Source organism: Robinsoniella peoriensis (genome assembly GCF_000797495.1).
GTDB classification, from domain to species: Bacteria; Bacillota; Clostridia; order Lachnospirales; family Lachnospiraceae; genus Robinsoniella; species Robinsoniella peoriensis.
In genome coordinates, this window is record NZ_JTGN01000013.1 from 68,639 (window position 1) to 81,737 (window position 13,099).

General features: G+C 40.3%; 19 protein-coding genes and 1 pseudogene. 12 read left to right on the forward strand and 8 right to left on the reverse strand.

Going from position 1 to position 13,099, the window contains the following annotated elements:
• Positions 1 to 2: 2 nt before the first annotated feature.
• From QR40_RS22900 to QR40_RS33310, 5 genes are all read right to left on the reverse strand, one after another.
• Positions 3 to 734 carry a lantibiotic immunity ABC transporter MutG family permease subunit gene (locus QR40_RS22900; protein WP_044296912.1) on the reverse strand — a complete coding sequence of 244 codons (732 nt, stop codon included), beginning with the start codon at positions 732 to 734 and terminating at the stop codon, positions 3 to 5.
• A complete protein-coding gene (locus QR40_RS22905; RefSeq protein WP_242858576.1) occupies positions 731 to 1,495 on the reverse strand; it encodes a lantibiotic immunity ABC transporter MutE/EpiE family permease subunit in 765 nt (254 codons plus the stop codon). The genes QR40_RS22900 and QR40_RS22905 overlap by 4 nt, the downstream gene beginning before the upstream one ends.
• Positions 1,495 to 2,193 carry a lantibiotic protection ABC transporter ATP-binding protein gene (locus tag QR40_RS22910; RefSeq protein ID WP_027292262.1) on the reverse strand — a complete coding sequence of 233 codons (699 nt, stop codon included), beginning with the start codon at positions 2,191 to 2,193 and terminating at the stop codon, positions 1,495 to 1,497. Before QR40_RS22910 ends, QR40_RS22905 begins: the two co-directional genes overlap by 1 nt.
• 221 nt (positions 2,194 to 2,414) lie before the next feature.
• The gene (locus QR40_RS22915; protein ID WP_044296913.1) at positions 2,415 to 2,738 is read right to left on the reverse strand and encodes a winged helix-turn-helix transcriptional regulator; all 324 of its coding nucleotides are present in this window, start codon (positions 2,736 to 2,738) and stop codon (positions 2,415 to 2,417) included.
• An 84-nt stretch (positions 2,739 to 2,822) separates the two neighbouring features.
• Positions 2,823 to 2,996, reverse strand: a complete 174-nt coding sequence (locus QR40_RS33310) for a DUF6783 domain-containing protein (protein WP_334291801.1) — start codon at positions 2,994 to 2,996, stop codon at positions 2,823 to 2,825.
• Positions 2,997 to 3,025: 29 nt separating this feature from the next.
• Between QR40_RS33310 and QR40_RS22920 the strand changes: the two genes are divergently transcribed.
• From QR40_RS22920 to QR40_RS22950, 7 genes are read left to right on the forward strand one after another with little or no spacing between them, the layout of a single operon-like run.
• Positions 3,026 to 3,640, forward strand: coding sequence for a pyridoxamine 5'-phosphate oxidase family protein (locus QR40_RS22920; protein ID WP_044296914.1), 615 nt, complete (start codon positions 3,026 to 3,028; stop codon positions 3,638 to 3,640).
• Positions 3,634 to 5,172, forward strand: a complete 1,539-nt coding sequence (locus tag QR40_RS22925) for an ABC transporter permease/substrate-binding protein (protein ID WP_027292265.1) — start codon at positions 3,634 to 3,636, stop codon at positions 5,170 to 5,172. Before QR40_RS22920 ends, QR40_RS22925 begins: the two co-directional genes overlap by 7 nt.
• A gap of 14 nt (positions 5,173 to 5,186) precedes the next feature.
• Positions 5,187 to 5,954, forward strand: a complete 768-nt coding sequence (locus QR40_RS22930) for an ABC transporter ATP-binding protein (protein WP_330373877.1) — start codon at positions 5,187 to 5,189, stop codon at positions 5,952 to 5,954.
• Positions 5,941 to 6,720, forward strand: a complete 780-nt coding sequence (locus QR40_RS22935; protein WP_044296990.1) for a protein-ADP-ribose hydrolase — start codon at positions 5,941 to 5,943, stop codon at positions 6,718 to 6,720. The genes QR40_RS22930 and QR40_RS22935 overlap by 14 nt, the downstream gene beginning before the upstream one ends.
• Positions 6,665 to 7,150: an SIR2 family NAD-dependent protein deacylase gene (locus QR40_RS22940; RefSeq protein ID WP_052431011.1), complete on the forward strand. Its 486-nt coding sequence runs from the start codon at positions 6,665 to 6,667 to the stop codon at positions 7,148 to 7,150. Before QR40_RS22935 ends, QR40_RS22940 begins: the two co-directional genes overlap by 56 nt.
• Positions 7,147 to 8,010, forward strand: coding sequence for an SIR2 family NAD-dependent protein deacylase (locus tag QR40_RS22945; RefSeq protein WP_242858577.1), 864 nt, complete (start codon positions 7,147 to 7,149; stop codon positions 8,008 to 8,010). Before QR40_RS22940 ends, QR40_RS22945 begins: the two co-directional genes overlap by 4 nt.
• Before the next feature lie 50 nt (positions 8,011 to 8,060).
• Positions 8,061 to 8,270, forward strand: coding sequence for a TnpV protein (locus tag QR40_RS22950; RefSeq protein ID WP_052431012.1), 210 nt, complete (start codon positions 8,061 to 8,063; stop codon positions 8,268 to 8,270).
• Positions 8,271 to 8,382: 112 nt separating this feature from the next.
• Here QR40_RS22950 and QR40_RS22955 read toward each other — a convergent pair whose 3' ends face one another.
• A complete protein-coding gene (locus QR40_RS22955; protein ID WP_044296916.1) occupies positions 8,383 to 9,264 on the reverse strand; it encodes a LysR family transcriptional regulator in 882 nt (293 codons plus the stop codon).
• A 168-nt stretch (positions 9,265 to 9,432) separates the two neighbouring features.
• Here QR40_RS22955 and QR40_RS32110 point away from each other — a divergent pair, with 168 nt between their 5' ends.
• From QR40_RS32110 to QR40_RS22975, 5 genes and pseudogenes are all read left to right on the forward strand, one after another.
• Positions 9,433 to 9,666, forward strand: a complete 234-nt coding sequence (locus tag QR40_RS32110) for a hypothetical protein (protein ID WP_052431013.1) — start codon at positions 9,433 to 9,435, stop codon at positions 9,664 to 9,666.
• A gap of 30 nt (positions 9,667 to 9,696) precedes the next feature.
• Positions 9,697 to 10,080, forward strand: a pseudogene (locus QR40_RS30225) (aldo/keto reductase); the annotation flags it as partial.
• A 1-nt stretch (position 10,081) separates the two neighbouring features.
• A complete protein-coding gene (locus tag QR40_RS32690) occupies positions 10,082 to 10,213 on the forward strand; it encodes a hypothetical protein (RefSeq protein WP_276325458.1) in 132 nt (43 codons plus the stop codon).
• The gene (locus tag QR40_RS22970; RefSeq protein ID WP_044296917.1) at positions 10,194 to 10,784 is read left to right on the forward strand and encodes a flavodoxin family protein; all 591 of its coding nucleotides are present in this window, start codon (positions 10,194 to 10,196) and stop codon (positions 10,782 to 10,784) included. Before QR40_RS32690 ends, QR40_RS22970 begins: the two co-directional genes overlap by 20 nt.
• 12 nt (positions 10,785 to 10,796) lie before the next feature.
• Positions 10,797 to 12,302, forward strand: a complete 1,506-nt coding sequence (locus tag QR40_RS22975; RefSeq protein ID WP_044296919.1) for a flavodoxin — start codon at positions 10,797 to 10,799, stop codon at positions 12,300 to 12,302.
• A gap of 37 nt (positions 12,303 to 12,339) precedes the next feature.
• On the opposite strand, the gene QR40_RS22980 is transcribed toward QR40_RS22975, so the two are convergent.
• Positions 12,340 to 12,726 (reverse strand): hypothetical protein, encoded by a 387-nt coding sequence (locus tag QR40_RS22980; RefSeq protein WP_330373878.1) that lies wholly within the window; start codon positions 12,724 to 12,726, stop codon positions 12,340 to 12,342.
• Positions 12,723 to 13,049, reverse strand: coding sequence for an acetate and sugar kinases/Hsc70/actin family protein (locus QR40_RS22985; RefSeq protein ID WP_044296920.1), 327 nt, complete (start codon positions 13,047 to 13,049; stop codon positions 12,723 to 12,725). The genes QR40_RS22980 and QR40_RS22985 overlap by 4 nt, the downstream gene beginning before the upstream one ends.
• Positions 13,050 to 13,099 lie beyond the last annotated feature (50 nt).

A 13,099-nucleotide genomic window follows, 5' to 3' on the forward strand; every position in this document is an offset into this window, starting at 1 on the left:
TTTTACTCTTGTATAACTTTACCTTCCCATTTACTATACCATAGTAATGTCAAAATCAGAATCATCGAAGTAATAATAATCTGAGAAATAATTCCATGAAAAATAAGTTCACTTGAAAATCCAAAATAATTTTTCAAATACCGAACACCCCATTCCCAGGGAATGAACGGCCAGATTTTATCACCAATGGGATTTTCAAAGAAACCCGCTAAAATCGTACCAGAAATCCCCAGCAAAACAGAAATACTTGAACCAAAACGAAATGCAATAGGTACGTGTAATAAATATAATAATAAACTGTTATTTAATATAATACAAAATATGGCAAGATATGAACCAAAGTTCATTACACTTATATCCAGAAAAAAATTGACTCCAATATAGAAACAAAGTTCATATATGATCACACTTATGGCTGAAAAAAACAGTAAAAAGAACAATTTTCCCAAATATACGCTTCTTCGGGACTTCACTAAACCCAGAGCATTTTGAATACCGTTTATATTCCTGTCGAGATTAATTAAAATTGGTGCAGCAATACTAACAAAAATCGGATAACATATTTGTAATACCACGAAAAACAATCTCGCATCCGAAATAATATGGTAACCGGCAGAAGCGTAATAAACCAAAAATAATGTTGTAACCACAACAGGCAGTAACAAATGCAATAGAACAACCGGAGTTCGTCTGATTTTGGTAAAGTTAGATAAAAACTCCCTTATAATAGTCATTTGCGGTACACCTGCTTTCCATACCAGCGGGCAAACAAGATTGAAAAAACTAACATAGCAAACAAGCTTATCAATACCAGCAGCAAATTTTGTCCTGAATTTAATAATAATCGTGAATCTGCACCAACCAATAATCCGCTTGGCAAAACTCCAAATAAAGTAACCATAAACCTGGCAGGCCAGCTATATGGGAAAACCCAAAACAACGGCGTCAAGGAAAAAAACAGACCGCCTAACGCACTGGCAAACAAATTTATTATCACAGATCCAACAAATCCGACTTTCTGATCTAAAAATAAACAGAACGGAATCTGCCATAATAAAGAGAGACACAATAAGAAGTATCCTAAAACATAAAAACCGGCAAAACCAATCGCAGTTGAAACACCTGACCATATGACTTCAGAGATTATGGCGATAAACGATAGCAATAATGATATCATCAAAAGATTCAGCGCTATTAGAATTGTTTTAGCAATAAATGTCTTCTTCAAGTTAATGGGCAAACTATAAAGCGTACGGTATTTGTGTTTTTGATCCTTATGATTAACTAAATGACATAAAATCACAATGGACAAAGATGCAACAGGCATGCACCAATTGCAAACGATAGAGCTTGAAAAGCCACCTAAACCAATATTTAAATATATAAATATCATGGATATTAAAATTAAAGCTATTGGTATAAATATAATAAGTTTTCTAAATAAAGAGCGTTTAAATTTCAAGTTTTCTGCTTCTAAATATGTTCGCAGCATCATTATGCACGCTCCCTTCTGACAATATCCATAAACAATTGTTCCAGATCTTCATCTGCTTCAACTTTGTCCTGGTAAAGAAGCGATCCATTGTATATGATCCCTATATCATCGGCAACCTGTTGTATTTCGCTTAAAATATGACTGGATATAATTACAGAAATCCCAGACTCCGCAAATGTTCGGATCATGATCCTTAATTCTTCTATGCCAAAAGGGTCTAATCCGTTAGTAGGTTCATCCAAGACTAATAATTGGGGGTTATTAAGCAGCGCTAATGCTATACCCAGTCTCTGTTTCATTCCCAGCGAAAAATCGGATATCTTTTTATTTTTCGTATCCGCTAAGTCCATTTTTTGCAATACTTCAGTACATTTTTCTGCCCCAATCCCCAAAAGAGTCGCCCTCACTTTTAAGTTTTCAAATGCCGTTAAATTCTCATACAACGGTGGTGATTCGATTAATGAACCAATATTCAATAAATCTTTACGGGACCAGGGATGATTGTTGAATAATATTTCTCCTGAAGTCGATCTGGTAATTCCTGTGATCATCTTCAGCAATGTTGATTTACCGGCACCATTAGGTCCTAATAAACCGTAGACAGAATTTTTTCTTACACACATCGATAAATCTTTTATTGCATACGTCTTTTTAAACTTTTTAGAAACATGATTGGTTTTTATGATATACTCATACATTTATAACTTCCTCCATTTTACATAATTGACAACATAAAACGGTCTGCCGGCTGCAGCCGGTTTGAACAGTGTCCGTTCCATAGCGTTGTAACTCTTTTAATTTGTTACTGCTATGGTAACAGCTATTTTTAAGGAAATTATAAAGATGCTGCTGCTTACTTGAAAATTCACCCCTGCCAGCAGCCTATAAAGTTTAAATATTGCGTTTGTCAGGCTGGGCGCTAAATTTGTTTCTTCTTATATTCCTTTCCCCAAACAACCATTGCCTCCAAAACTGTATTCAAACTCAATCCCGTCTCTGTCAATTCATATTCCACACGGGGCGGTACTTCCGCATATACCGTTCTGGTAATCAATCCCGCCTCCTTCATATCCTTTAGATTAGAAGTCAGCACTTTTTGTGAAATGTTCCCAATCGAATTTTTCAGTTCTCCAAACCTTTTCTTGCCTGTTAACAGATCACGAATAATCAAAACTTTCCATCTGTTACTGATTAAGCTTAGGGTTGTTTCAACCGGACATTCCGGTAATTTATGTGTTTCCATATGATTTCCTCCATTAGTTTCTTTTTGGCACCTTAAGCACTTTATTGTGCCTACTTGCGCTAATCGCTGTATGCCTTTAATATATTACTTATAAAACAAGAAGTCAAGACAAGAGCGTGTTTGTAAATTGCTTTCTGACAGATGTGCGTCACAGTTTGTGGTAGATTTGTCCCGGATGAAGGGCGCGTAGCGGGCTACGCAACCTGAATCCGGGGCAAATATGCCGCAAAGTGGGGCGTGCAGATGGCAGGAATGAATTTTAAAACTCGCTCTAGGGAGGAATACCTATGGAAAACAAATATCTCAACATACTTAGGGAAATTAAAAGTGTATCGATGTCAACTGTCAGCAGCGACGGAATGCCCCAGGCAAGAATTATTGATGTTATGCTTGTTGAAAATCAATCCTTATATTTTTGTACCGCCAGGGGGAAAGATTTTTACGCAGAATTACTGGAGAACAATATGGTTGCGGTAGTGGGAATGACGAAGAATTATCAGATGATCCGCTTAAGCGGCAAAGCAAAACATCTGTCAGAGCAGAAGCTCTGGATTGATAAAATATTTAAAAATAATCCCATAATGAATGACGTTTATCCCGGGGAAGCCAGATATATCTTAGAACCATTTTGCATAAACAGCGGTTCCATAGAATACTTTGATATAAGCTCAACTCCTGTATACAGAGAATATGATTCTTTTGGAAACATGGACTCTATTACGAAAGGATTTGAAATTACCGGGGAATGTATTTCCTGCGGCATTTGTGCCGAGAACTGCCCGCAGCATTGTATTGATTCGAAAAGCAAATATATGATACAGCAGCAGCATTGCCTGCACTGCGGATTATGCTATGAAACCTGTCCCGTAAAAGCCATTAAAAGGAGAACGAAAATATGTTAATGGATATTTGGATTTTACTAACGCAACGAAGTGCATTTTTCATTAATCTATGCCTGGAACACTTGAAAATTTCTATTATCTCTATCGTAATTGCAATTCTATTCGGAGGGATCCTTGGTATTCTGGTTAGTGAATTCCGACGATCGTCTAAGCCCGTACTTGGCATTATCAACTTTCTGTACACCATTCCATCCATTTCTATGCTGGGATTCCTGATACCCTTTTCGGGCATCGGAAACATAACTGCCGTGATTGCACTTACCTTTTACGCATTAATGCCGATGGTGAGAAACACTTATACAGGAATCACCAATGTAGATGAAAATATTATTGAAGCTGCAAGAGGGATGGGCAGCACAGACAGGCAGATTTTATTTAAGATTAAACTGCCATTAGCGCTTCCGGTAATTATGTCCGGCATCCGAAATATGGTAATTATGACAATCGCTTTAGCAGGTATCGCTTCCTTCATTGGTGCCGGAGGTCTGGGTGTTGCCATTTACAGAGGAATCACGACGAACAATGCTGCAATGACAATGACAGGAAGCCTTCTCATCGCTCTGATCGCCCTGTTATCTGATTTTATACTGGGGCTGATTGAAAAACTGCTGCAAAGGAAACGAAAAAATAAAAACAGGAAAAAAATATCGGTGATCATAGGCGGCGCTATTCTCATCCTGGTTGTTTTTGCTGCCGCTGCTTTCTTCCACAAATCAAAAAAAGAAACGCTACATATTGCTACAAAACCAATGACAGAACAATATATCCTTGGCGAAATGCTGGGCATTCTGATTGAAGATTATACAGATTTAAATGTAGAAATTACCCAGGGTGTAGGCGGAGGAACCTCAAATATCCAGCCTGCAATGGAAAAAGGCGAGTTCGATATCTATCCGGAATATACCGGAACAGGATGGAACATGGTGCTCAAAAGAAATGAACTGTACACGGAAGATATGTTCGGGCAGTTACAGTCCGGGTATGAGTCCGGGTATGGACTGCAATGGACGGGTATGTATGGATTTGCAAACAGCTATGCACTTGCCGTAAGAAAGGACATCGCTGACAAATATAACTTAAAAAATATCTCCGATCTAAAAGACATATCATCTGAATTGACCTTCGGTGCGGAATACGATTTCTATGAAAGGGAAGACGGATACACCCCGCTATGTGCTGCCTACGGAATGGATTTTAAAAATACCGTTGATTTGGATATCGGTTTAAAATACCAGGCGATCAATGAAAAGAAAATCGATGTAATGCCGATTTTTACAACAGACGGACAATACAGTGTCTCTGATATCATTGTGCTGAAAGATGATAAAACTTTTTATCCCTCTTATCAGTGCGGAAACGTTGTCCGCATGGAAGTACTGGAAGAGAATCCGGATCTGGCAGATATATTTGAAATGGTGCAGGGTATTCTGACTGATAAAGAAATGGCTGAAATGAATTATAATGTAGAAAACAATGGCTCGGAACCCAGAGAAACTGCAATTGCTTTTTTAAAGAAAAAAGGATTAATCTAGCCTGGAGGTAAAAAATGTTTGATAAAAAAATGCCAATAATACAATTTAAAGATATCGAAAAAAAATATGATGAAAATGCCATCATCACGCATTTCAATCTGGATATAGAAAAAGGAGAATTTCTCACCGTTATCGGTTCGTCCGGCTGTGGAAAAACAACACTATTAAAAATGATAAATGGACTTCTGCTCCCGGACAACGGGAGTGTCCTGGTGAACCAGAAAGATATTAAAAATGAAGATTTAATTGCACTCAGACGCAGTATCGGTTATTGCATCCAGGGAAGCGTACTCTTCCCCCATATGTCCGTGGAAGATAATATATCCTATGTCCCCAATCTGCTGAACCATCGTAACAAGAAGAAAACCCATGAAGCCGTTGCAAAATGGATGAAGATCGTAGGTCTGACCGATGATATGCGGATGCGCTATCCATCGGAACTGTCCGGCGGACAGCAGCAGCGGGTGGGGATCGCACGTGCACTGGCTTCCTCTCCTGAAATCTTACTGATGGATGAACCCTTTGGTGCCGTTGATGAAATCACCCGGGTACAGCTGCAAAAAGAAATCAAAGAGATCCATCAAAAAACGGGTATTACTATTATTTTCGTTACCCACGATATTTCTGAAGCATTGCAGCTCGGTACAAAAGTCCTGGTATTGGATCAGGGTACCGTCCAGCAATACGACACCCCGGAAAAAGTAGTTCACTCGCCCGCCAATCCATTTGTGGAAAAATTACTGAATGGGAAAGGAATTCAAATATCATATGACACAAGATAAAAGATTACGTTACCTGATTCAGTTTCTCCTGAATGAAACTTCTGAATACAGTACACTCCAGATTCCGGCAGCCGGGCAGGAGCAAAAAAAGCTTTTGCGTTCCCTCATGAATGTACGATTGCCCAGACCCATTTCTCCGGAGTTTTTAGAAATACAGGATGCTTATTTACAAGAGGAACTACTTGAAAAAAAAGTCACTTCCCTTCTTGATTTATCCCCTGTAAAGGATGGAATTTATTTATGGAAAGGGGACATTACCACACTTCAGACTGATGGTATTGTAAATGCCGGCAACTCTGGCTTATTGGGCTGCTTTGTTCCCTGCCACGGCTGTATTGACAATGCTATTCATTCTTTTGCAGGCATACAGCTTCGTTTAGCCTGCCAGGAGATAATGGAGCGGCAGCAAAGCGGGGAACCCGTTGGCAAAGCAAAGATTACAGAAGCATATAATCTTCCTTCCAGGTTTGTATTGCATACGGTAGGTCCAGTCATCCACGGGCGCCTGGGGGAAGAAGATTGCGTTTTGCTGGCATCATGCTATCGCTCTTGTTTGGAACTTGCCGACACTTACCATTTAAAAAGTATCGCCTTTTGCTGTATTTCAACCGGAGAATTTCATTTTCCAAATGAAATCGCAGCACAGATCGCAGTCAATACGGTAACCGCTTACCGTAAAAATACACATACCGAAATGGAGGTTGTATTCAATGTTTTTGGAGAAAAGGACTACAGCATCTACCAACAGCTGCTTAGAAAAAATTAAGACTTTAAAAGAAAAAATAGATACTGCCGATGCCATTCTGATCGGAGCCGGTGCAGGACTGTCTGCAGCGGCAGGATTGGAATACAGCGGTAAAAAATTTACGGACAACTTTTCCGATTTTATTGAAAAATATGGTCTGAGCGATATGTATTCCGCAGGTTTTTATCCATTTGAAACATTAGAAGAATACTGGGCATATTGGAGCCGTCATATTTACATCAAACGCTATAAATATTCCACGGGAAAACCCTATACGGATCTGCTAAAACTGGTCAGAGACAAAGAGTATTTCATACTGACAACCAACGTAGACCATTGCTTACAAACCGCGCACACCAGAAACAAATTAACGAAAAAATTGAGAAAACGGTGTATTTCAGGACATTTGCAAATTCAAACTACAATTTATAAGGAAAGGCGGTGTGCATGATGTTTGGCAGACGAAGCTTTGGACAAACCAATACGATAAATGGCATAGATAAGCTGCGTAGCGCACTGGCACAGGCAGACACTGTCATCATCGGTGCAGGAGCCGGTCTTTCCACATCAGCCGGTTTTGTTTATACGGGAGAACGCTTTCAGGAGAACTTCCATGGCTTTGCAGAAAAGTATCACTTTAACGATATGTACTCTGGTGGGTTTTACCCCTACGATACCTTGGAGGAGCATTGGGCATACTGGAGCCGCTATATTTGGATAAACCGCTACACACAGGCACCAAAGCCAGTGTATGACCAGCTGTTTGACTTGGTGAAAGACAAGGATTACTTTGTCTTGACTACCAATGTTGACCATCAGTTCCAGAAAGCCGGATTTGATAAAAAGAGGCTGTTCTATACGCAGGGTGATTACGGTCTGTTTCAGTGCAGTGAGCCATGCTGCCAGAAAACCTATGACAATGAGGAAATCGTTCGTCAGATGGTGGAACAGCAAAGAGATATGCGTGTGCCAACGGAGCTGATACCTCACTGCCCTGTCTGTGGCAAGCCCATGAGTATGAATCTGCGAGCAGACAATACATTCGCCCAGGACGAGGGCTGGCATAAAGCTGCGGAACGCTATTCAGAGTTTTTGCGGCGGCACGAAAATACGAAAGTGCTGTTTCTGGAATTAGGTACTGGAATGAATACGCCTTCGATTGTAAAATTTTCTTTCTGGTGTATGACAAACCAGTGGTCTAATGCTACCTATGCCTGCATCAATATGGGTGAAGCCTATGCACCAGATGAAATCAAAGCAAAGTCTATCTGTATCAATGAGGACATTGGAAGTGTCTTGAAGCAAATTTAACTCGTATCGATAACCGGCACAGGCTTATGAGAGCCGGAAAGGATACGCAAATGGAACATACGATTATTGAAAATGGAATTACCTATCATTTGGCTGAGGATGGGATGTACTATCCCGATTTGAAGCTGCCGGAGGATGAAAAACCCCGCTACGGCAGATACGGGAGGATGCGGAAAATATTCCTCATGGAACACAGGCACGGGTTGGGGCGAAAAACAATATTAAGAGTGCAGCGGAGGAAATTGTGCTGCCAGAATTGATTTATAACTAACTCAAAAGGCGTAGGTAAAGCGATGTTCGCTCTGCCTACACCTTTGCTTTTATAATGTTGCTTGGGCATTCGTTTCCGAATTTTTTGGCTCAAAGCATGAATCAAGATTTTTGCATACTTTCTTTTAATTCATTTAACAGAAGTTTTGCAACGGGAGTGAATATTTGATATTTCTTCCAGATGATGTGCATAGGAGAACGAAGTTCCGGTTCCAATGGGATAAAGCATAAATCGCTGTCAGTTCCGGTATTCACCAATCCGTTAAATCCAATCGGGTATCCAAAATTTTCTCTTGCCATAATGGTAGTGTTAAAAAGCAAATCATAAGTGGCTGCAATATGCAGATTAGCAGTTTCTTCTCCAAACCAGTCAAGTAGTTCTTCCTGCATTCCCTGTCTGGAAACAATCACAGGCAGGTTTCTTAGTTCCTCTACTGTAACAAATTTCTTTACAGCAAGTGGATCATCTTTTCTTGCTAAAATCCCCCAGCGGTCAGAATGGGGAACGGTAAGATAGTTGTATTTGGATAAATCCACTCTCTGTACGATGACTGCCATATCCAGTAATCCCTTTTCAATTCGTTCTGTAACAGCATCTGTTCCACTGCTGTAGAAGTGAAAGCGAATATTGGGGTATTTTTTCTGAAGGGAACGGGTTGCCTGTATGAAGTAGGTCATTCCAGACGATTCCGCACAACCAATGCGAATATCGCCACCAGCGATTTCATCAAGTGACTTGAACTCGGCTGAGGTTTTATCAACCATATCAATAATATCTTCGGCTCTTTTCCTAAGTAACATTCCCTCGTCTGTTAATTTGATACTGTAATTGCTTCTGATGAAAAGCTGCTTTCCTAACTCTGCTTCCAGTTCTTTTAGCTGTCTGGATAGTGTGGGTTGAGATATATGCAGAAATGCAGCAGCTTTTGTGATGTTTTCTTCTCTTGCCACTTCTAAAAAATATCTTAATACTCTGATTTCCATAATAAATTTCTCCTCGTTATGCTCTTGTTTCGATAGATTATAGGGTTGATTATAGTATAGCACAGATATTTGAAAAACGAATATCTAAAAATAATTATTAAGCATTTTACATTACTGAGAAAAGCAATTAGAATATAAACAGCAGCACAAACTTACAGGAGGTAGCATATGCCAGATGCCTTAGATAAAGAAGAACAGCTTTTTCAAAATCTAAAGGATGCAGGTTGTAGTGAAGAAGAAATACAGAACTGTATGCTCGATAAAGAAAAAGGAAGAATAAGTGATTTACGAACATTCCTGATGAAGCACAAGAATTGTATGATACAGGAAATTCATAGCAAACAAAAGGAAGTGGATTGCGTGGACTATCTGCTTTACCAGATTGAAAAAGAAGAAATTTAACAGGAGGACTTAAAGCCAGTATTTGAAACTGCACAGAGATTACACCTGAACCTATGGGATACGGCGGCTGTATATGGGGAAGGCACATCAGAAAGGATTTTGGGAAACTTTATCAAAGAGGTTGCAAGAGTGGATTTGATTATTTCTACCAAATTCACACCGCAGATTGCCAGTAGTTCCAAAGAAGCTATGCAGGAAATGATGGAGGGCAGTAAAAGCCGCCTTCATGCAGATGTGATTGATATTTATTGGATACATAATCCGATGGATGTGGAGAAATGGACACCAGACTTAATTCCCCTTGCAAAAAGCGGACAGATTGTTCTGTCGGAAGATGAAATTACACGCCTGGAAGCACTTGCGGATCAAGTGGGCATTAGCACACTACGGGAATGGGAAAAGGAGATGGCATAGTATGAATGATATAACCGTTCAAGATGTCATAGATGGATTTTACAGTATTGGAGGTGTACCAGCAAAAGTAATTCGTTATCTTAGCGATGAAGAAAAAGGAGATTATAGTGAATATGAAAGTATTAGCAATTAATGGAAGTGCAAGAAAAGATGGTAACACCGCTATTATTATAGGAAAAGTATTTGAAGAACTGAATGCAGCAGGTATTGAAACCGAGATGATACAGTTCGCAGGAACTATCATTGAGCCTTGTAAAGCGTGTTGGGCGTGTGGCGGTCAGAATAACTGCGTGCATAAGAAAGATATGTTTCGAGAGGTTTATGAGAAAATGTTGGATGCCGATGGGATTATCCTTGGCTCTCCAGTCTATTCCGCCAATGTATCAGCCAATATGCAGGCGTTTCTGGAAAGAGCCGCAGTTGTAGGTGATATGAATCGAGATGGAAAGACAATGAAGCATAAGGTTGGAGCTTCAGTTGTGGCAGCCAGACGTGGCGGTGCTTTACAGGCGGTGGATACCATGAATCACTTTTTCTTAAATCATGAAATGTATGTGGTCGGTTCCACCTACTGGAATATGGTTTATGGTCAGATGCCGGGTGATGTATTGAATGATGAAGAAGGTCTGGAAAATATGAAAAATCTCGGTCAGAACATGGCATATCTGCTTACAACGTTGAATGACAAGAAAATTTCAAAATAAAGGAGGATTTGTGTGAAAAGAATAATCTCTTTATTGTTGGCTGGTATCATGGCATTTGCCCTAACAGCTTGTTCTAATATGATTTCTAATGGAGAAACAATATCTACAAATTCAACAGAAAATGAAGAAACAATGGCATCAGAATCGCTGGAAGAAAGTAAAGGTACAGAGATGGAACAGACATCATCCAAAGTTCTTGTGGCTTATTTCTCAAACACAGGAACTACAAAAAATATGGCAGAGAATGCCGCAGAAATATTAAATGGTGACTTATTTGAAATTATTGCAGAAAATCCCTATACAGCAGAGGATTTGAATTATAACAACTCATCTTCTCGGGCAAATATAGAACAGAATGATTCTGCTGCTCGCCCGGAGATTGCAACCAATGTGGATAACATGAATGAATATGATATTGTCGTAATTGGTTATCCGATTTGGCATGGACAGGCTCCAAGAATTATCAGCACTTTTTTAGAAAGCTATGATTTTTCCAGTAAGACAATCATTCCATTCTGCACTTCCCATTCCAGCGGCATAGGAAACAGCGATAAGGCATTACATGAGCTGTGTTCAGATGACGTAAATTGGATAGATGGAAAACGGTTTGCAGCAGATTCTTCCAAAGAGAGTATGCAAGAGTGGCTGAATGGGATGAATTTGCAGCTCTATACACAGGAAACAGAAAGCTCATTGTCAGTTCCCACATTTGATTTTGATACAAAAACAGTCAAGTTAAACAGTGGATATGAAATGCCTATCAATGGGTTGGGGACATACAGCCTTACCGGAGAAGAATGCGTAAACGCAGTCACAGAAGCATTAGAAAGAGGGGTTCGTCTTATCGACACCGCCTATATGTACCATAATGAAGCAGAGGTCGGTCAGGCAATCAGAAATTCATCTGTACCACGAGAGGATATTTTTGTTATTACAAAATTGTATCCGAACCAGTTTGCAAATGCCGAAGCAGCGATTGAGGAAGCCTTAGAAAAACTGGATATTGGTTATATTGATATGCTATTGCTGCATCATCCGGGAGATGGCGATGTGGAAGCATATCATGCAATGGAAAAGGCGGTTGCAGATGGAAAGGTGCGTTCTATTGGATTGTCTAACTGGTATATAGAAGAATTGGATAGTTTTCTCCCACAGATTATTATTACACCTGCATTAGTTCAGAACGAGATTCATCCATATTATCAGGAAAACGATGTAATTCCGTATATTCAAAGTCTGGGGATTGTGACGCAGGGGTGGTATCCTCTTGGCGGTAGAGGATACACAGCAGAACTTCTGGGAGATGAAGTCATTTCTCAAATTGCAGACGTACATGGAAAATCTTCTGCACAGATTATCCTACGTTGGAATTTGCAGAAAGGTGTAGTGGTTATTCCAGGTTCCAGCAATCCGGATCACATTCAAGAGAATACAGAATTGTATGATTTTGAATTAACAGATAGTGAAATGAATCAAATAAATGCCCTTGACAGAGGGGAAAAACATGATTGGTATTGATTCGCATATATATATTTAATTGCTGTGTATAAGTCGGTCATGTGTTCACCTCCTTTGCACCGTCATAGGTTATTCGCCAAGAAAGTCCCAATCCACATCGGCATCCGTGTTCTCGGCGGTTGTCTGCGGTAAAGCTGATACCTGCATGGGCGTTGTAGCAGACAGCCCAGCCATACACCCGACAAAAAACACCGGCAAGGTCTTTTCCATTGCCGTTTCCACGGCGGTTACAATCTGAGAAAACAAAGCGTTCTTCACGCTCCCATGTTTCAAAATAGGGGTCATCCTGCGATTTGTAGTAGCGGTCAAAATAGTCCACCAGAGCCAATGCAACAGTCTGGCTGTACGATTTGAACTGCGCCTTGTTCATGGTTTGCAGGTATTCCCACGCTTGGCGCTTTGTGCTGCGGATGTTTTCGTTCATGCGTCCTCCTTTCTGCGCAAAGCAGCAAATGCAAGGTATTCGTACCCTTTAGCTGTGGCGCAAATATCGTCTATGATGGTGACACGGCTGGCATCGTATTCCCCAAAGTTTCGGACAAGGCAGCCACCACCACCCACAATGGTCAGACGCATGAAGTCGGGGTTATATTCGTATCGGCGCAGGGTGGCAAAAATGTCAGCCACATAGCTGCGGGCGGCGTTCTGGATGCAGACAAGGTAGTTGCTGCTGATGTCTGCCGTTCCGAAACGAAGTACCTGCTCGATGATGGAATCCTCAATTTTTGTACCGAAGCTGTCCAGCACGAGGCCACTGAAAAAGTAGATATTACCGTCTATTTTTGATATAATGTATG